Below are 18,514 nucleotides of genomic sequence, written 5' to 3' on the forward strand. Positions count from 1 at the left end.
AAAAAAGGCGAAAGCTGCCATCGAAGCCGATGACAGCAAATGAATCTTTTAATCCAATATTCTACCATTTCTGTTTATTTAAGTAATGTCATACTACCATAAATATGAAACGGTTTAAAGAATGTTGCTTATTTTTGTGTATCTTTGGAGTAGGCATAAAAGGAAGCTTGTTCTTCACGGAAGCTTGCGATTGCAATCAAGATGGTCAGCAGAATAAAGGAAAGCATAAAGAATAAACTGCCGCTTTTCATATATTCAATTATAATGCCTCCTATAAAGGGACCGCTGATACTGCCGATGCTAAAGAAAATTCCGCACAAAAGATTGCCGGTTGGCAAGAGGCTTTTAGGCAATAAATCAGCCATATAGCTGATTCCCAGCGAGAAGGTTGAGCCAACCAGCATGCCGGCAGCCAAAAAGCAAACCAATAGGCCCATTGCAAGGCTTGTCAGGAATCCGGCAGCAAAGAAAATGGCCGAGCCTCCAGACAAGACAATTAACAATATTTTGCGGCGGCCGTATTTGTCACTCAAAACTCCCAAAGGGATTTGGGATATTAATGTCCCTGCAGAAAACGCAGGAATTATGATCGATACCATGTTCACATCTATTCCCGATCTTAAGGCGAGAACAGGGAAATTCCCATTTAGGACTGCCTCGAGGATGCCAAAACCCATTGGAGGAAGAAGGGCAACCCAGGCATAGCGGCTGACCTGTGAAAACCGCTTGATTGTCCCTAGAAACGAGGTTGTTTCAATACTGTGGTCCTCTGCAGGCTTTTCATTTTTTAATAGAAACACAAACAGCCAGGTAATAAGGCTGATAATACTTGTAACCATAAACGGCAGCGCTTCGCTTATTTCAAGTAATTTTGTCAGTAATGGTCCTATAGCAAAGCCGATACTGAAGAAAAGCCCGTAAATCGAAATATTCCTGCCCCGTTTATGGCGGGGGGAAATAGCAGTGATCCAGGTCTGCGTGGAAAAATGCAGTGCATGGTCCCCAATTCCGATCAGCAGCCTCAGTACAAACCAAAACCAATAAGACTTCCACACCGGAAACATGGCCATCGATACAATGACAGTGATGCCGCCCCACAAAATCAGAGGCTTATAGCCCAGCTTCCGCAGAGGGGCCTCCATAAGGGGGGAAGCCAGCAGGACACCTATATATAAACCTGTTGCATGTAATCCATTCAGTGATGAGCTTACTCCATCCCTCTCGAATATGACCGCAATTAATGGAAGCAGCATTCCCTGGGAAAGTCCTGATATGCCAACTATGCTGATTAATACCCCGAATAACAGTCTATGATTCATGTCTCTCTCCCAATAAAATCGTCTTATGTAGAATGGTACATGCGGCAACAAGGATTAGGCAAGTGATTTTCGGGTATATTTCCACCATGGGCTTGTCGGCTAGAATATCATAAGCCCGATTTTTAATAAAATTATGCAATAAATTATCATGTTACATACCAAATATAAATAGGGAAGGAATAAAAAAGATGGGGAACAAGGTATTTTTTATTTTATTGGCAGCCGGATTGCCTTTATCCGTAATTGGCTCACTGCTGCACTGGCCCAGTGTCATCATGTTCGGCATATACTGCCTTACCATTATTGCCCTGGCCAGCTTTATGGGAAGGGCGACCGAAAGTCTTGCTGTAGTTATGGGGCCGCGAATAGGCGGTTTGCTTAATGCTACATTTGGTAATGCAGTTGAATTAATTATTTCCATCTTTTCCTTGAAAGCCGGGCTTGTGGGGGTTGTCCTAGCATCTTTGACAGGGTCTGTGCTCGGGAATTTATTGCTTGTTGCAGGTCTGTCCTTTTTTATGGGGGGAGTGAAATTTAAACGCCAGAAATTTAATGTATTTGATGCAAGGCATAATGCAGGGCTGCTTATCTTTGCAGTTGTTGTAGCTTTTGTTATTCCTGAGGTATTTTCATTGGACATGAGTGAATCCGAAACAATGTCTCTCAGTGTTGGCATCTCCATTACAATGATCGCTCTGTATCTTGCGGCATTATTCTTTAAATTAGTCACACACCGCGGGGTATACCAGCCATCAGAAAAAGGAGGGGGTGCAGCCCACCATGACGAAGAGGAACCGGAATGGAGCAAAAAAGCGGCTATCGCAATACTGGCAGCCGCCACTGTCGCGGTAGCGTACGTCTCGGAAAAATTGGTCCATACTTTCCATGAAGTAGGGCAGGCATTTGGGTGGACAGAATTATTCATCGGGGTGATTATAGTTGCAATTGTGGGTAATGCGGCTGAGCATGCATCGGCAATCATTTTCGCATTTAAAAACAAGATGGATATTGCAGTAGAAATCGCAGTTGGTTCGACACTTCAGGTCGCAATGTTTGTGGCACCAGTCTTAGTGCTGGTTTCCTTGCTGTTTCCAACCAAGATGCCGCTTGTGTTTTCTTTGCCGGAGTTAATATCAATGGTATCTGCTGTATTTTTAATGATCATTATCTCAAATGATGGCGAAACCAACTGGTTTGAGGGGCTCACATTATTAGCTGCATATGTAATTATGGGTATAGGCTTTTACCTCCTTTAAAAATGAATGCTAAATAAAAAAATGACTCTGCCTATAAACTCGCAGGGTCATTTTATATTGTACAATGCGTATTTACATACATAATCTCATCCAAAATTATTATTAATCTTCTTACAACAACTTGAAGATATAATTCTAGGATTTCTCACCAGCCTTTTCTATAGGATGTTAGTAAGTAATTGTAGCTTTGCTGATTGGTTGGTTCACTAAGACTAATCGATAGACATACCTCCTTGTTTAATCGGGTATGAACGATTTCGCCTCCTTTGTTTAAAGTTACTTTATTCTAACACGTATTTTGATATTTGTAAATATTCTGAATTTTACATTTATGTTACATCAAAACCCTGCGCCTGGTGTAACAACAGCGAATAAAAAAACTGGGATTAGTTCATTTTAACAAATAAAGATAACACTTAAAGGAGTGTGACACCATCATGAAACGACTTATTACTGCTTTAGGTATATTTGTTTTGTTTGCCTTCTCTCCAAGTTATGCAAATGCAGTGGCCAGAATTCATATACCGCCTTCAGTGCTCAATGTGGCAAAGGAAAATACTTATCCAAACGCAACACAGGATTTACCGCTTCTTCAGCCGAGTAAATTTGCGAAGCAACTGCTGCAATCCTCAGATATCAAAATAGAAAATCCACAGCTGATCCATATGTTAAATGAATCGACAGTAGCTAAAGCGCCGTTTGCTTTTGGTTACCGTGCAACCATCTATATGGGGCACTGGGCATTGAATTATCAATCTGCAGAGACATCTCCAAACTGGGAATATCAAAAAATTAATACCAACTATTATGATAATCGGGGAGGAAATGTACCCTATAAGATCCATTACGTACAGGAGGCACAAAAAAATGTACGCGGCGGATTGACAGCAAGAATCCCTGCATCTGATGACGTTCAGAAAATGATGCTGCTAGAAGCCGCGGAAAAGACAAAGCTGCCATTGGCCTTTGAAACCATAATTGGCGGAGGGACAAAGAAAGACCACACTTACAACATTCCTGCAAAGAGAATGGGATACTTGCACGCTTATGCGTCCGCGGTAAATGAAAAAGGCAAGGTAACGTACGGGGAAGTATATCTGGTGCTAAAAGGGAATAAAAAAATGTTGTCGATAAAGAATGTGACTTCTCAAGGAATCGGTGCCTGGATTCCAGTCCAGGATCACCTGTCCTTCAGCTTCAGTGCATCTGAATTGCCGCGATAAAAAAATCCAGCTAAATAGCTGGATTTTCTGCTATATATTCGTTTTGCGCATAGTAAAGTCAGTATCACGGTAATAACTATTTTTTACAAGCAGGTTCGGCCCAAGACAATGTACGGAAGGGCAATGGCAATTGATCTGACTGGCAAGGGAAGAAGACATCCATGTGTCATAAGCTTCTTGTAATGAATGAGTTTGTATATTCCCAAGTGGAGGTGCGTCGCCAAAATCGGTCACGATGATTTCGCCGGAGAAAATATTTACATTTAAGCGGGACCTGCCATCAGGATCATTCCTTACTGTAACATTCCGCTCTGAATAAAGCCTTTGTAAAAGTTTCAGGTCTTCTGGTTCAGAATTACATGGGTAAAAAGGCAGTGTGCCAAATAACATCCAAGTATCCTTGTTTCGAATATCCAATAAGTGATGAATCGCTTCTCGTATTTCCCCAAGTGAAAGTGTTTCCAGATTTGAGGCAAAATCACTTGGATACATGGGATGCAATTCATGTCTCTGACAGCCCATTTCCTCTACAATTTGTCTATGTATTTTTTCCAAAAACGGCAGGGTACGTTTATTCAGCATGGTTTCTGCGGATACAAGGACTCCGATTTCTGTAAGTGCACGTGAGTTTTCGATTATTTTATCAAATAGCTTAGCCCGCTGCGTCCTTGATGGCTTTCGTTCCATCATTGCAAATCCGCCATCCACAAAGTCATCAATGGTTCCCCAATTATGAGAAATGTGCAGGACATCCAGGAACGGGGCTATTTCTACATACTTGTCTAAATCAAGAGTCAAGTTCGAATTTATTTGTGTTCGCACTCCTCTTGAATGTGCATATTTCAACAAAGGCAATACGTAGTTTTGCACTTGCTTTTTTGAAAGCATAGGTTCTCCGCCGGTTATACTCAATGAGCGAAGGGTTGGGATCTCGTCAAGCCGTTTCAGAATTAGATCCAGTGGAAGAGCGGCAGGGTCTTTTGGCTGTAAAGTATAGCCTACTGCACAATGTTCGCAGCGCATATTACAAAGGGTAGTTGTCGTGAATTCAATATTCGATAAAGTTATTTTCCCATACTCTTGAACATCCATGTATGATTCCCATGTGTCAAAGTTGGGTGATATAGGCTTGAGCCGTTCTATTTTAGTAGACATAGATGAATCTCCTTACTTTTTTGAGGGTGGATTGCCATGTTATTATCAGAAAAGACTCTGATAATGTCAAACTTTATAGGGCGATGATTGCACTCCGCAGCGATTTTTTGTAGGATGTATGTGGAATAAATTTTCAGGGACTAACGGTAATGATACATTTATATTCACGGCTGTACTGTATTAATACTGATAGGAACTTTCAACACGGTAAGGCAATGAATGGCAAGGCTTCAGGATGTTATTGCCGGAAAGGAGAACATAAAATGGGTAAATCCATCACCAACAAGGATGATCAATTAAAATATCTAAAAGAACGTTTATCCATATTTCTTGAAGTTTTAGATAGTATTGAACCTGAGAGCACCGAGGTTGAGGACATCGACAGGCTGATCGGCTTTATGGATGAGCTTGAAACAAAAGTGGAACAATTTAAGTACCGCAAAGAATTATAGCCTAACAATATTTTTAGAAATAAAATCCTGTATTTTACGGGATTTTTTATTTTTGAGCTTAACGAGCCTCCTGGAAATAGATTGTGGCAACCACAGAATACATTCGTATATCTTCAGGTGGACTTTTGCATAGTTTGCTCGTTTCGTTTAAAGCAATAATTTTTTTTGGAAACGGTTCCTAAGCATGTCTTTTCTAACACTCGTGATAGGAGTATAATAATACAGGTTCATATGATTTTTTAAAACTTTCCGAAGAATAAGGAAATTGCCTGTAAACTTCCAGGCAAGACAACTAAGGGGGAGGCTGGTGTTACTATACCAGCCCAAATAGGGGGAGAAGACCATGAATATTGAAAAATTTCAAGAAAGCATGTACAACCTGATAGTTGAAACATCAACGAATCTTCCAAGTGATGTTAGAAGAGCGATCAAGAGAGCAAAGGAACTTGAAAATGCTGGCACACGTTCTGCAATGAGCCTCGCTACTATTACAAACAACATAACGATGGCAGATGAGAATGTGTCTCCAATTTGCCAGGATACAGGATTGCCTACGTTTAAAATAAAAACCCCGGTAGGTGTAAACCAGATTCAGTTAAAAGAAGCGATCAGGAACGCAATGATCCAGGCAACGGCCGATGGCAAAATGCGCCCAAATGCTGTTGATTCATTGACAGGAAAAAACAGCGGGGACAACCTTGGATTCGGTGTTCCGGTTGTAAAATTCGAACAATGGGAAAATGATTATATAGACGTCCGCCTTATCTTGAAGGGGGGAGGCTGTGAAAATAAAAATATACAGTACAGCCTGCCTTGCGAACTTGAAGGACTTGGTAAAGCAGGAAGGGATCTGGACGGCATCCGTAAGTGCATTCTCCATTCCGTATACCAGGCACAAGGGCAAGGATGCAGTGCCGGCTTTATAGGAGTCGGCATAGGCGGTGACCGTTCGTCCGGTTATGATTTGGCTAAGGAACAATTATTCAGAAGTTCTGAGGATGTTAATTCAAATGAAGATCTTCGTAAGCTGGAAGAGTATATCATGGAAACTGCAAATGAGCTCGGAATTGGCACGATGGGATTCGGTGGGGAAACAACGCTCCTAGGATGCAAAATTGGAGTCATGCACCGGATACCGGCCAGCTTCTTCGTATCAGTGGCATACAATTGCTGGGCTTTCCGCAGACTGGGTGTTAAAGTAGACACGGAAACAGGAGCGATCCAGGAATGGCTCTACCAGGAAGGCGAAAAGGTAGATTTTGCTGCGGAAGCTGAAAAAGAAGCTGCGGCACTCCAATCGGCTGCTGCATTTGAAGCTGATACGAATAAAGAAACTTCCAGCCGTGAGGTAGTGTTGAATGCTCCAATTACCGAAGAAAAAATACGTGAACTAAAAGTAGGGGATGTAGTACATATCACTGGCAGGATGTATACTGGCCGTGATGCCATTCATAAGCACTTGTCCGAGAATGACTCACCTGTTGATTTAAACGGGCAAATCATATACCATTGCGGACCGGTTATGATGAAAGATGCGGAAGGAAACTGGCATGTTAAGGCAGCAGGACCGACCACATCTATTCGTGAGGAGCCTTATCAGGGAGATATCATGAAGAAATTTGGAATCCGGGCCGTTATTGGCAAAGGCGGTATGGGGCCTAAAACGCTGGAGGCACTTAAAGAGCATGGCGGGGTATATCTAAACGCCATCGGCGGGGCCGCTCAATATTATGCCGATTGCATTAAGTCGGTGGATGGAGTAGACTTCATGGAGTTTGGAATTCCGGAAGCCATGTGGCATTTAAATGTGGAAGGATTCACTGCTGTTGTGACAATGGATTCACATGGAAACAGCCTGCATAAGGATGTTGCCCAAAGCTCGCTTGAAAGGCTGGCTCAATTTAAGGAACCTGTTTTTAAATAATATTTAGAGTTCCAAGTATTGGGCGGTATAGACTGTAGACAACTCGAGAAAATCGGGTTGCTGCAGTCTTTTTTTTGGAGGTTGGCCGTTGACTGCCGCATGCTGTTTCGATTTGTTGGCTTTCCCGGGAGCTATGCACAGTGAACTTTACTGCCTTCATGATCTTCTTTCAACTAGCTTTTCCAACAGGGTGACATGCATCCTGAATAAAACCCAAAAGAAAGCGCCAATACATCCTGGAAGAAGTGTGGCGACTTACACTTAATTAGAAGTGGAAAATCATAAATTGTCTGCAATATTTGTGTGTCCGGCTGGGAAGGGGCGATCCGTTATTTCGGGCAATTTTGTCAGTTGAATAAGCATTTTGATTTTCTTTGAAAAATTTGTTTAAAGAAGGCGATTTCTGCCCTCACCGAATATTAATGTCACACATATGATAACTACGGAAAGGGGGGATCAGCTGTGGACTCAGCTAAGTTATTTTTTCTTGCCATACTTGCTGGTTTTGCACTAATTATTCTTCCTGGCCTTGTTGAGGCAGGTCCGGTGGCAGGTTTTGTCGCTTCTTTGGAGCCCATTCTTGTGACGCTCGGCCTTATAGTAGTATTGGTCTTTGCACTTGTGCTCATATACCACGCCATCAAAAAATTGTCTAATTAAATCTATAGCCATCGCGAAGGCCCTCGCTTTTGAAGGGTCTTCGTATATTTTCTCAACTCTTCCAAACAATAAAAAAAAGAAGAAGGAGGGGTAAAAATGAGAAATCTTTCTATACTGATTTCAATTCTGCTATTATCCTTAATTGTTAATAACCCTGCGTTCGCTGCTCCAAACACTCCGTATAATTGGGGGTTCAAGAGAGGCCAAAATGGACAGCCTGCTGAGGCTGGCGCTGAGCTAGATAATATGCTGAAAAAATATGACGCCATTTACAAAGGGGATACCACGAAAAAAGAAATCTACCTTACTTTTGATAATGGGTACGAAAATGGGTATACGGCAGGTATTCTAAATGTGCTAAAAAAACACAAGGTACCGGCCGCTTTTTTTGTAACAGGGCATTACCTAGAATCAGCGCCAGAGTTAGTTAAGAGAATGGTAAACGAAGGGCATATTGTAGGCAATCATTCTTGGCATCATCCCGACATGTCGCGTACTACCGATATGAAAATAAAACAAGAATTAGAAATGGTCCGCAAGAAAACACAGGAGCTGACAGGACAGAAAACGATGAATTATCTCCGTCCGCCACGAGGAGTGTTCAGTGAAAGAACGATGGAGGTGGCCAAACAGGAGGGCTATTTACATATCTTTTGGTCCCTTGCTTTCAAGGATTGGGAGGTAGACCGCCAAAAAGGAGCGCAGTATTCATACGAGCAAGTAATGAAACAAATCCATCCAGGTGCCGTCATTCTCCTCCACACGGTTTCAAAGGACAATGCGGACGCAATCGATTCGATTATCAGAGATTTGAAAAAGCAGGGTTATGTATTTAAAAGTCTCGATGATCTATTAGTTGCCCGCCAGCTTGCAGACTCGATGTTATACTGAGTGAATGCGGAATCAGGGTCCCTTTTAGGGGAACCTGATTCCTTCTTTGGTTTTTTAAAGTAAAATTAGGTGAAACATGCTATAATACGTGGAAAAATGCTAAGGATGATTGCGATGTGGACGGAATTATTGAAGGTTCAAGGGCCGTATAATTTCGAACTTGTTTTGGACAGGCTGTTGTTAGACCCGCTTCATGCGGTGGACCGCAAAAGCCGGACCGTAAGAGTCCCTCTTTATTATAATGGGGAACCTTTCATAGTCAGTGTACAAGGGACCGGAACAATAGACTCCCCGGAATTCTTGATTTCTGGTTCTTTCTACGAGTCAAAAGAATATGCAATCGAACGTGTCAAGCAGATTTTTCACCTGCATCTGCCGCTTCAGGATATCCAATCCCATTTCGAGGGAACTGATTTGAAAGATATTTTCCGGGAACATCGCGGCACGGCTATTGTTCTTGATTTCGATTACTTTGGCTGTCTCGTTAAGTGCATTATCCATCAGCAGCTGAACCTGGCATTTGCACACACATTAACGGAACGTTTTGTAAAGAATTTTGGATTTGATTTGGATGGTGTCTGGTTTTATCCGTCTCCGAGCACGACAGCTTCATTGAATGTCGAACAGCTCAGGGAGCTGCAATTCAGCAACAGGAAAGCAGAATATGTGATCGGCCTCGCAAAAGAGATTATAGGAGGACGGCTGGACTTAGATCAGCTAATACAAAAATCGGATCATGAAATAATAGATGAACTGGTCAAAATAAGAGGGATAGGACGCTGGACTGCAGAAAATTTCCTTTTGTTCGGTCTAGGCAGGCCAAACCTGTTTCCAATGGCGGATATAGGCATCCAAAATGCATTAAAAAAACTATACGGCTTGCAGCATAAGCCGACTATCGACGAAATGGAGACATATAGCAGGAGCTGGTCGCCTTTCTTAAGCTATGCTTCCCTTTATTTATGGAGAAGCATTGAAAAACGGAGTGAATGAAAATGACAAAACAGCAAGAAACAACATTGGATGTGGGACAAACCTTCCCATTAACGATAAAACGACTTGGTATAAATGGAGAGGGTGTTGGTTACTTCAAGCGTAAAGTAGTATTTGTGCCGGGGGCCATTCCGGGTGAGGAAGTGGTGGCAGTAGCTACCAAGGTGCAACCCAAATTCACGGAAGCCAAAATAAAAAAAATCCGCAAGGCATCGGAACACCGGGTTGCCCCTCCCTGTCCATTCTATGCTGAATGTGGAGGCTGCCAGCTTCAGCATCTGAAATATAGCCAGCAGCTTGTAGAAAAACGGGATATTGTGATTCAATCGATGGAACGGTATACTCGCTTTCCGATCGAATCACTTGATGTAAAAGATACTATTGGAATGGATGACCCATGGAATTACCGAAACAAGAGCCAGTTTCAAGTGGGTTTAAGAGATGGTAATGTCATCGCTGGCCTATATGGCCTAAACTCCCACAATCTCATAGATATCCCTAACTGTATGGTGCAGCACGCATCAAGCAACAGAGTGACCGGTATCATCAAGACGATCTTGAAAGAGCTCGGAATTTCAATCTATAACGAGAAAAAGAAAAAAGGCGCAGTACGGACTGTGATCACAAGAGTTGGGTTTCAGACAGGAGAGGTTCAGGTCGTTATCGTTACTAACACAAATGAGCTGCCAAAAAAGGAGAAGCTTATCAAAGCTATCCTAGAAAGGCTTCCAGAAGTAAAATCCATCGTGCAAAATGTAAATGAGAAGGCGACTTCCCTTATTTTTGGGGATCATACCTTTCATTTGGCGGGTGAAGAAGTCATTCATGAGACGCTTGGAGATTTATCCTATGAGCTTTCTGCCAGGACCTTCTTCCAGCTGAATCCGATACAAACAGTGAAGCTTTATGATGAGGTGAAAAAGGCGGCTGCATTGACTGGTACTGAAAAAGTGGTCGACGCTTATTGCGGAGTAGGAACGATCGGCCTTTGGCTCTCCGATTCCGCCAAGGAAGTACGAGGCATGGATGTCATTAAGGAATCCATCCTGGATGCAAGAAAAAACGCGCAACGGCATAAACGCAGCAATGTTAAATATGAGGTTGGGAAAGCCGAGCAAATCATGCCGAAATGGATTAAGGAAGGCTGGAGGGCTGATGTTCTAGTAGTAGACCCTCCAAGAACGGGCTGTGACGATGCCTTGCTGCAAACAATCTTAAAGACCAAGCCGAAAAAGATCATATATGTATCCTGTAATCCGTCCACTCTCGCCAAGGACCTGCAGGTGCTGAGCAGACTATATAAAGTGGAATATATGCAGCCTGTCGATATGTTTCCGCAAACCTCACATATTGAGGTTGTAACGAAAATTGCCTTGAAGTGACACGCAATTTCTCATTCTGCCGCATATTGGCAATAAAACCTTTTGCTGAAAAATGTTTAGTCTCTGGGTTTCAGGGGTAAGAAACATGGTTATAACTACTAAATTGAGGGTGCATATGAAAGGCGATTATGAGTACTTTTTATTTGCGAAAGAACTTGGCCGGCTGTTACTGGATTTTGATATGTGTGATGATGAAGAAATTAAAAAAGAGATTGTTAATGATATTCGGCTGCTCGAAAGCGCGCTTCAATGTTCCGGATATCGAAACTCTTGTCCAATTAATTAGTTAGATCATGTTGTCATCATTCGCCTCCATATTTTTTCAGGTTTATTGCAATTTGTTTATTGCATCCTATAAATAGGAGGTGGGAAAATGGCAAATCAAAATTCCAATAACAGGAATCAAAACAATAACAATGGCCATAACAATGGCAATGGTGATGGAATGCTGGGAAATATGGTACAAGCCGTTAAAAATGTTTTTACAGGCAATGGCGGCCAGCAGGGTTCACATAGACAAAGGAACAACAGGAAATAAAATAAAGAATACAGGTTGGCCGGTTCTCAGGTGGCCAACCCTTTTTATATCCAAGATGATTCGAGAAAAGATAGTATTATGCATTGAGTGCCTGTTTTATATCACCTATGATTGCATCAATATTCTCCAGACCGACAGAAAGGCGAATTAATCCAGGATTTAAGTGATCTTCTTGTTGAAGTTTATCTAGGTTATTTCCGTAGTTTGGCGAAATAACCAGGGATTCAAACGACCCCCAAGATACTCCGATCTTTATCGTGTTAAGACTGTTAATAAAAGCGGCAACCCTGTCAAATGTTGCATTTTTGAGTTCAAAACTCATCAGACCCGAAAAGCCGTTCATCTGTTTTTGTGTGAGTTCGTATTGAGGATGTGAACTATGGCCAGGATAATTTACCTTCGCTACAGCCGGGTGGTTATCTAGAAATTCAGCCGTTTTCAACGCGTTTTGTTGATGGGCCTTCATCCGAAAAGGCAGCGTTCTCAAACCTCGTAACAGTAAAGAAGCATCATATGGGCTTAACACTGCTCCAAATAAGAGAAACTCCTTTTTGAAGACCTGTGCAATGATTTCTTCTGAACTAATCATGGCACCCCCCATTAAATCGCTGTGTCCCCCAAGATATTTGGAGGCTGAATGTACAACAATGTCTATACCAAAGGTAAGGGGTTTTTGGAAAAGCGGCGTTGCCCACGTATTATCGACGATTGTCAGGATGTTGCGCTTTTTGGCCATTGCAGCAATTGTTTCAAGGTCCAGAATTTGAAAGCTCATATCCGTAGGGCTTTCAAAATAGATGACTGCTGTGTTAGCTCTAATGTTTCGCTCAATCTCCAGCGGATCCGTAGTCAAGACTATGGTATGGCTAACACCAAACTTAGATAGATAATTCAGTAGGCCTTTTGTCGAGAAATAAATATTGCCCACACATAATACATGTTCATCAGCCTTAATACTTGAAAGGATGGCAGCGCTAATGGCAGCCATGCCCGAGCCGAAGCATTTGCACGCTTCTCCACGCTCCAGGGCAGCCAGCTTCTTCTCAACAATTTCGACGGTGGGGTTCTTGCCTCTTGTATATACATAATGGCTAGGTTCATCCAAAACTGCATCAACCAGATTTTCAAAGGAGGAGAAGGTGAACAAGGTATTTCCAAAAATAGGAGGGATGGCTGCTCCCATAAAGTGTTCGACCTGCTCGGAGTATCCCATGCATATCTGTGTATCCTCCTCAAATGTCATAGTCTTATACTCCTTATAAAATGATGATAATTTAAGTATGGCAAATAGAAGCGTGTAACATTCCTGTTACAGTGGCCATTCCTGTTTAATCCAGACTTATAGGTAAGAATGTGCATTTCTTTCAAAATTTCCTAAATGAAATTATACTAAACTATAACAAGAAATTCCTGAAATGTTGGTGGCAGGAGGAACATGATGAAATATAGAAAGTTAGGCAAAAGTAATCTTGTTGTATCCGTGATAGGGCTTGGTACCTGGCAGTTTGGAGGAGAGTGGGGAAAGGATTTTTCGCAGGCTGAAGTAGATCGTATTTTAAACAGGGCAAAAGAATTGGGGATCAATCTCATCGATACAGCTGAATGCTATGGAGATCATCTTTCCGAAAAATTTATCGGGAATTTTCTCTCGCATGACAGAAGGGAAGATTGGATCATAGCGACTAAATTCGGCCACCATTACGATGATGCTAAAAGAGAAAGGACTGACAGATGGTCGGCCGAATCCGTTCTCAAGCAGCTGGACGATTCTCTGGCCGCATTGAAAACAGATTATATTGATTTATATCAGTTTCACTCTGGAAGCAATGAAGTGTTCAGGAATGATGGTGTATGGACAGTTCTGGACAAACAGGTCCAAGCGGGCAAAATCAAGAATTTAGGAATATCGATTGCAAACAATGAGAAAACTCATGAACAGACAGACTATGCCAGCTCAGTCAACGCTAGTGTGATCCAGGCTGTGTACAATCGGCTGGATCGGACACCAGAGGAAACAGTGTTTCCATCATGCATACGCCAGAATCTAGGGGTACTGGCTAGAGTACCTTTGGCAAGCGGTTATTTAAGCGGTAAATATAAGCCGGGAGCAAATTTTAGCGAGACGGATGTACGTTATAAACATATCCGTGAAGAGGTTGATCAAAAACTGAGATTGGTGCTTGAGATCAAGGAACAGGAAGTCCCTGAAGGTGTAAACATGTCCCAATGGGCATTAGCATGGTGTTTGCAGCATCCTGCTGTAACCAGTGTGATTCCAGGAACCAAGGATGTGGAACAACTGGAAGCGAATGCAAATGCGGCTAACCTGGACCTGGTTGTTGAGGATCATCCCCAGTCGGTGGAGTACAGATAGACAAGTAATGGCTGCGAGTCGCGTTTATTGACTATTGACACTGAGGATTATATAATTATCTTGTAAATGCCGATTTAAAAAATGAATATTTGCATCTCTGTCAAAGGGGAGTAGCTATACAATACGGCCGTCATTACGGGAATTTGTCCCCGGCTCTATTGGCAACGAAAGTTGTTTGCGAGACCTTGCCGATTTTTTGGTAAGGTCTTTATTGTTCTATTAAGACGTTATGACCGAAAATCGGTTGTAGCGTCTTTTTTGTAATGGACACTCACTTTTTGTGTTTTTACAGATGAATTGAAACAAGTAGGACATCTTGTTCTTAAAGGGGGGAGATTATGCAGAACTATAAACATCTTGCTGATAGTGTGAAAATATCAAGTGACACAGGCAACACAGCACTTCTTGGTTTCAGCAAACAACTGACGCTTATTGGACAGGGGCGAAGCGCCTATGTATTTAAAATCCAGGGGAGCAATAAAGTACTGAAGGTGTTTTTTCCTGAATTATCTTATATTGCCCATGAAGAGGCGGAAATTTATAAGCAACTAAAGCATCTCACGTACTTCCCTAAATTTTATGCTGAAGGGCCCAATTATCTGGTTATCGACTTTATCAAGGGCAAAACCTTATTTGAGTGTCTTTCTGAGGGGATTTTAATAACGGATCAACACATTAAGGAAATTGATATGGCATTGCGGCTGGCTAAGCTTGAAGGCTTGAATCCTTCCGATATCCATTTGAAAAACATCTTCCTTACCGATGAGGGAGAGATAAAGATCATTGATGTTGCGAGGTTTAGGCAAACCAAGGAATGTTATCAATGGAATGATATCAAGTGGGCTTTTTACCGCTGGTATATGAGGCGTTTCTTCCCCAAAAAAATTCCTGTTCCCGTGCTGAATGCCATATCAGCTATTTATAAAAAGAAACTCCAAAGCAAGTGGCATCTAAGGGCTCAAGTGGTTAAGCAAAAATAACCATGGGCAGAATAACAGTATGGATAAGATTCCAAATTCAGGAGGTATCATTTTTATGAGAAAAGCAAGACTTACTATCAGTGTTTTGTTATTAACGATCCTGCTTAGCGGATGTTCCTTCCTGGGAGAGGTCAACAATACTTTGCAATATGCAAACCAGGCAACAGATTATATCGATAAAACACAAAGGTTCGCCGATGAAATACCCCAGCTTGCTCAGAATGCCGTAAATAATGTTGAGGCACGGCAGGACTTAGAGGCTGAATTACAGGCGATGAAAGCAGAGATACAGAAATTTAACGGTGTGGAAGTCCCTGACATGGCCAGTGACATTCACAATCAGATAGAAAGTTATAATCAAAAGCTTGAAGAAGGAATCAACATCTACCTGAAAAATATAAAAGATGGCGTGTTCGATCCCGCAGTTCTTGAAAATTCGGGAATAATGACAACAGTTAATGAAATAACCAATCTCCTCAATCAAATTGAAAAGCTCGGCGGATAAAAAAGGTTTCGGAATTCTCTATATAAAAGGGATACAGTGTTACAGACTGTATCCCTTTTTTGTTATCCGTTAAAGTGGTTGAATACTTTTTGGGGAAATGTGGAAAAAATTCTATGCAGCTTGCGAGTAAACATGCTATGGTAATCAAAAAGGAGAGGCACTTTTCTTTAGCGGTAGGATTTTGCAATGGACTATGTATTCATAAGGAGGGACTTGGTATGAATTTTTACAAGGATGATACCCAACTCCAAGATTTGCTGAAAGAGCTTTTGGACCCAGCTTTCTATGAATTTGCAAACAGGGAACTTGCCCAATTCGGGGCAAAATGTGCGGCGGAAATCGATGAGAGGGCAAGGTTTACAGACCGGGAAGGACAGCCGAAATTAATAAAATATGATGCCTTTGGAGAGGATGTTTCCCGTGTTTGGGTAAACGAAGGATACCGAAGGACGGTAGAGGAAACCTACAATACAGGTATCGTTGGATATGTACATAAGGAAATCCCGGGTCTTGGCAAGAAAGGCAATTATATATATTCATATGCTCAAGGCTACCTTCTGTCACAGACAGAGCCCGGTTTTTATTGTCCTGTAACATTAACCATGGCCACTGCCTATTTACTGGACCAATATGCAGACGATCAAATTAAGGGAAAATTCCTTCCCCATGTTTGTTCGACGGGAGAAACAGCCTTATACGAAGGAGCTACATTTCTGACGGAGCGGCAGGGAGGTTCCGACGTTGGGGCAAATGAGACGAAAGCTATACCATTTGGAGACCATTATAGGCTGTATGGTGAAAAATATTTTGCTTCCAATGCGGGCATGTGCGGCGTAGCCATGGTACTGGCAAGGAGAGAAGGCGCACCCGGAGGGACGAAGGGGCTGACCTTATTTGCTGTTCCATGGTCACGTGAGGATGGGACATTGAATGGCATCAGGATACGCAGATTGAAGGACAAGCTTGGTGTACGGGCAGTGCCATCGGCAGAAGTGGAATTTGAGGGGGCCGAAGCTTACATGATTGGGGATGCTTCCAAAGGTTTTTATTATATGATGGAAGCGCTGAACCTTTCGAGGGTATGCAACGCTGTAGCTTCACTTGGCATCATGCGGCGTGCTTATCAGGAAGCTCGGAATTATGCTTCAAACAGGAGGTCTTTCGGATGTCGGCTTATCGAATTTCCGATGGTAAAGGACACGTTATCACATATGGCTGTGAAACATGAAATTGAAACCCGGACATTGTTCCGATTCCTGCCCCAGTTTGATTTCGTTATGAACAACCGTGAGTCAGCGGATCAAAAGGATATCATTTTGAACCGATTATATATCGCTATTCTTAAGAAAGAAACAGCGGAACAGGCTATCCATTTCAGCCATGAGGCCATAGAATTACTTGGAGGGAATGGATTTATCGAGGATTTCGTAACCCCTCGGCTACTGAGGGATGCCCAGGTTCTCACAGTATGGGAGGGAGCTGCTAATATTCTAGGGCTTGAGGTGTTGCGGTTATTCCAGAAATTCCAGGCTCATGAACTGTTTCTGGAAGAAATGCAAAGCAGAATTGAAAAAGCGGCTGTTGGAAACGAAAAATGGGGTGTCTTCGTCAATCAAGGCTTGGAGAAGTTTAAGCGGCTTTCAAGTCAGATCCTGGGTGCATCACCGGACCACCAAACCTTTCATTCTAAGAAGCTGGCCAAGCTGATGGTGGATATCCTCGAAAGTGTTACGGCGCTTGAGTATGCTAAAACGGAAAATTCACGGGCGCAAAAGGTGATGGAGATATTTATAGAAAGAACATGGCAAGAGGAACAGGAATTTGACGAAAGCATGAAGACTGTTGCCTACTTTGAGGACATTGTCCTGTCCGGCATGATGCAAGAGAGCAGGGAGTAAAAATAAACGGCAGAGAAAGCATGTAAGAAAGAGATTATGATTCCCTCATTCTACTAAAGATCCTGTATCTGCAGAATTCAAAAGGACAGACTTGACCGGTGCTCAGAGATTGGACAAGAAAGCGATATAATAGAGATATGGAATTATAGGATTATATAGTATATAATGGTAAAAAAGCAGAAAAATGGCGGCTTTTGTCAGGGGGATTTTTATTGCTGATTGGCCAGCCACGAAATCTTGGGGGAGATAAGAATGTTAAAGAAGAGTATTACAATGTTATTTACTATGTTCCTTGCATTGACATTCGGGACGGCAGCATTTGCTTCCGAAACGGAGGGGTACGAAACAGGCTTGCAGCTTATTGAGGATACCAATGCGGCAATTGATGCCGAAATCGCTAAAGCCGTAGCTGCGGCAGATGCCCTGCAAAGCCAATATTTTACTGATATTCAGTCTGTTGAGGGATCTAATGTAATTGTTGATTTGAGAGAAGAACAATCGAGCCTGGAAGCACAGTTACTAAACGAAACAAATGAGGAACGGGCAGCTGCTATCAGAGACGAATTAGCCCAAATTGAAACGGAAGTCAGCAATGCGGAAGCTGTCTTAAGTGAAGAATCTTCATTCTTTGCCGAGCGCACGGATGCCTTTAATGCAGACCTGGATCGGTTGATCAACGACCTTGATGTATTGACAAGAGAAATGACAGCACAAACTATTGCCAAGGTTGCAGAATACGGCATTACTGCAGAGTGCGTATGGAAACACGTCAAAATCGCTCACAGATGGGTTTGGATTGATCCCGTACAGGTAGTGGGTCACTAAGAACATATTGTCATATAATAGAATAATAGGTTAAAATAAGTAAAAAATGGGTTCTTCTAATTAGAGCCCATTTTTTACTTACTAAAAAGGAGAACACAAAGTGGAAGGTCTAAGAATTATAAAAAAAGGATCATACCTA

At 42.2% G+C, this 18,514-nt stretch carries 18 protein-coding genes; 15 read left to right on the forward strand and 3 right to left on the reverse strand.

Annotation, left to right across the window (positions count from 1 at the left end; genetic code table 11):
• Positions 1 to 128: 128 nt before the first annotated feature.
• Positions 129 to 1,319: an MFS transporter gene (locus tag V1500_RS04265; RefSeq protein WP_409304366.1), complete on the reverse strand. Its 1,191-nt coding sequence runs from the start codon at positions 1,317 to 1,319 to the stop codon at positions 129 to 131.
• Positions 1,320 to 1,507: 188 nt separating this feature from the next.
• Between V1500_RS04265 and cax the strand changes: the two genes are divergently transcribed.
• Positions 1,508 to 2,575, forward strand: coding sequence for a calcium/proton exchanger (gene cax, locus V1500_RS04270; RefSeq protein WP_409304367.1), 1,068 nt, complete (start codon positions 1,508 to 1,510; stop codon positions 2,573 to 2,575).
• Between the two features lie 437 nt (positions 2,576 to 3,012).
• Positions 3,013 to 3,798: a YfkD family protein gene (locus tag V1500_RS04275; RefSeq protein ID WP_409304368.1), complete on the forward strand. Its 786-nt coding sequence runs from the start codon at positions 3,013 to 3,015 to the stop codon at positions 3,796 to 3,798.
• A 30-nt stretch (positions 3,799 to 3,828) separates the two neighbouring features.
• Here V1500_RS04275 and yfkAB read toward each other — a convergent pair whose 3' ends face one another.
• Positions 3,829 to 4,953: a radical SAM/CxCxxxxC motif protein YfkAB gene (yfkAB, locus tag V1500_RS04280; protein WP_409304369.1), complete on the reverse strand. Its 1,125-nt coding sequence runs from the start codon at positions 4,951 to 4,953 to the stop codon at positions 3,829 to 3,831.
• Positions 4,954 to 5,216: 263 nt separating this feature from the next.
• Between yfkAB and V1500_RS04285 the strand changes: the two genes are divergently transcribed.
• From V1500_RS04285 to V1500_RS04320, 8 genes are all read left to right on the forward strand, one after another.
• Entirely contained in the window at positions 5,217 to 5,405 is a 189-nt protein-coding gene (locus V1500_RS04285) for an SE1561 family protein (RefSeq protein WP_409304370.1), read from the forward strand.
• Between the two features lie 343 nt (positions 5,406 to 5,748).
• On the forward strand, positions 5,749 to 7,329 hold the full coding sequence (locus tag V1500_RS04290; protein WP_409304371.1) for a fumarate hydratase: 1,581 nt from the start codon (positions 5,749 to 5,751) through the stop codon (positions 7,327 to 7,329).
• Between the two features lie 462 nt (positions 7,330 to 7,791).
• A complete protein-coding gene (locus V1500_RS04295) occupies positions 7,792 to 7,989 on the forward strand; it encodes a hypothetical protein (protein WP_409304372.1) in 198 nt (65 codons plus the stop codon).
• A gap of 96 nt (positions 7,990 to 8,085) precedes the next feature.
• The gene (gene pdaA / locus V1500_RS04300; protein WP_409304373.1) at positions 8,086 to 8,880 is read left to right on the forward strand and encodes a delta-lactam-biosynthetic de-N-acetylase; all 795 of its coding nucleotides are present in this window, start codon (positions 8,086 to 8,088) and stop codon (positions 8,878 to 8,880) included.
• Between the two features lie 114 nt (positions 8,881 to 8,994).
• Positions 8,995 to 9,873, forward strand: coding sequence for a DNA-3-methyladenine glycosylase family protein (locus tag V1500_RS04305; protein WP_409304374.1), 879 nt, complete (start codon positions 8,995 to 8,997; stop codon positions 9,871 to 9,873).
• 2 nt (positions 9,874 to 9,875) lie between these two features.
• On the forward strand, positions 9,876 to 11,255 hold the full coding sequence (gene rlmD / locus V1500_RS04310; protein WP_409304375.1) for a 23S rRNA (uracil(1939)-C(5))-methyltransferase RlmD: 1,380 nt from the start codon (positions 9,876 to 9,878) through the stop codon (positions 11,253 to 11,255).
• 85 nt (positions 11,256 to 11,340) lie between these two features.
• Positions 11,341 to 11,541: a hypothetical protein gene (locus tag V1500_RS04315; RefSeq protein ID WP_409304376.1), complete on the forward strand. Its 201-nt coding sequence runs from the start codon at positions 11,341 to 11,343 to the stop codon at positions 11,539 to 11,541.
• Between the two features lie 87 nt (positions 11,542 to 11,628).
• Positions 11,629 to 11,793 (forward strand): hypothetical protein, encoded by a 165-nt coding sequence (locus tag V1500_RS04320; RefSeq protein ID WP_409304377.1) that lies wholly within the window; start codon positions 11,629 to 11,631, stop codon positions 11,791 to 11,793.
• Between the two features lie 76 nt (positions 11,794 to 11,869).
• On the opposite strand, the gene V1500_RS04325 is transcribed toward V1500_RS04320, so the two are convergent.
• On the reverse strand, positions 11,870 to 13,036 hold the full coding sequence (locus tag V1500_RS04325) for a trans-sulfuration enzyme family protein (RefSeq protein WP_409304378.1): 1,167 nt from the start codon (positions 13,034 to 13,036) through the stop codon (positions 11,870 to 11,872).
• Between the two features lie 195 nt (positions 13,037 to 13,231).
• On the opposite strand from V1500_RS04325, the gene V1500_RS04330 reads away from it, so the two are divergent.
• From V1500_RS04330 to V1500_RS04350, 5 genes are all read left to right on the forward strand, one after another.
• Positions 13,232 to 14,167 carry an aldo/keto reductase gene (locus V1500_RS04330; RefSeq protein ID WP_409305911.1) on the forward strand — a complete coding sequence of 312 codons (936 nt, stop codon included), beginning with the start codon at positions 13,232 to 13,234 and terminating at the stop codon, positions 14,165 to 14,167.
• Positions 14,168 to 14,505: 338 nt separating this feature from the next.
• On the forward strand, positions 14,506 to 15,147 hold the full coding sequence (locus tag V1500_RS04335) for a protein kinase family protein (RefSeq protein ID WP_409304379.1): 642 nt from the start codon (positions 14,506 to 14,508) through the stop codon (positions 15,145 to 15,147).
• A 55-nt stretch (positions 15,148 to 15,202) separates the two neighbouring features.
• On the forward strand, positions 15,203 to 15,652 hold the full coding sequence (locus V1500_RS04340; protein ID WP_409304380.1) for a DUF6376 family protein: 450 nt from the start codon (positions 15,203 to 15,205) through the stop codon (positions 15,650 to 15,652).
• Between the two features lie 218 nt (positions 15,653 to 15,870).
• A complete protein-coding gene (locus V1500_RS04345) occupies positions 15,871 to 17,550 on the forward strand; it encodes an acyl-CoA dehydrogenase family protein (RefSeq protein ID WP_409304381.1) in 1,680 nt (559 codons plus the stop codon).
• A gap of 252 nt (positions 17,551 to 17,802) precedes the next feature.
• Positions 17,803 to 18,375: a hypothetical protein gene (locus tag V1500_RS04350; protein WP_409304382.1), complete on the forward strand. Its 573-nt coding sequence runs from the start codon at positions 17,803 to 17,805 to the stop codon at positions 18,373 to 18,375.
• Positions 18,376 to 18,514 lie beyond the last annotated feature (139 nt).

The organism is Peribacillus sedimenti (genome assembly GCF_046237635.1).
GTDB classification, from domain to species: domain Bacteria; phylum Bacillota; class Bacilli; order Bacillales; family DSM-1321; genus Peribacillus; species Peribacillus sedimenti.

Coding starts and splice junctions, on each gene's coding strand:
- V1500_RS04265 (WP_409304366.1), bottom strand. CDS start 1,319: ATGAATCATAGACTGTTATTCGGGGTATTAATCAGCATAGTTGGCATA.
- cax (WP_409304367.1), top strand. CDS start 1,508: ATGGGGAACAAGGTATTTTTTATTTTATTGGCAGCCGGATTGCCTTTA.
- V1500_RS04275 (WP_409304368.1), top strand. CDS start 3,013: ATGAAACGACTTATTACTGCTTTAGGTATATTTGTTTTGTTTGCCTTC.
- yfkAB (WP_409304369.1), bottom strand. CDS start 4,953: ATGTCTACTAAAATAGAACGGCTCAAGCCTATATCACCCAACTTTGAC.
- V1500_RS04285 (WP_409304370.1), top strand. CDS start 5,217: ATGGGTAAATCCATCACCAACAAGGATGATCAATTAAAATATCTAAAA.
- V1500_RS04290 (WP_409304371.1), top strand. CDS start 5,749: ATGAATATTGAAAAATTTCAAGAAAGCATGTACAACCTGATAGTTGAA.
- pdaA (WP_409304373.1), top strand. CDS start 8,086: ATGAGAAATCTTTCTATACTGATTTCAATTCTGCTATTATCCTTAATT.
- V1500_RS04305 (WP_409304374.1), top strand. CDS start 8,995: ATGTGGACGGAATTATTGAAGGTTCAAGGGCCGTATAATTTCGAACTT.
- rlmD (WP_409304375.1), top strand. CDS start 9,876: ATGACAAAACAGCAAGAAACAACATTGGATGTGGGACAAACCTTCCCA.
- V1500_RS04315 (WP_409304376.1), top strand. CDS start 11,341: ATGGTTATAACTACTAAATTGAGGGTGCATATGAAAGGCGATTATGAG.
- V1500_RS04320 (WP_409304377.1), top strand. CDS start 11,629: ATGGCAAATCAAAATTCCAATAACAGGAATCAAAACAATAACAATGGC.
- V1500_RS04325 (WP_409304378.1), bottom strand. CDS start 13,036: ATGACATTTGAGGAGGATACACAGATATGCATGGGATACTCCGAGCAG.
- V1500_RS04330 (WP_409305911.1), top strand. CDS start 13,232: ATGAAATATAGAAAGTTAGGCAAAAGTAATCTTGTTGTATCCGTGATA.
- V1500_RS04335 (WP_409304379.1), top strand. CDS start 14,506: ATGCAGAACTATAAACATCTTGCTGATAGTGTGAAAATATCAAGTGAC.
- V1500_RS04340 (WP_409304380.1), top strand. CDS start 15,203: ATGAGAAAAGCAAGACTTACTATCAGTGTTTTGTTATTAACGATCCTG.
- V1500_RS04345 (WP_409304381.1), top strand. CDS start 15,871: ATGAATTTTTACAAGGATGATACCCAACTCCAAGATTTGCTGAAAGAG.
- V1500_RS04350 (WP_409304382.1), top strand. CDS start 17,803: ATGTTAAAGAAGAGTATTACAATGTTATTTACTATGTTCCTTGCATTG.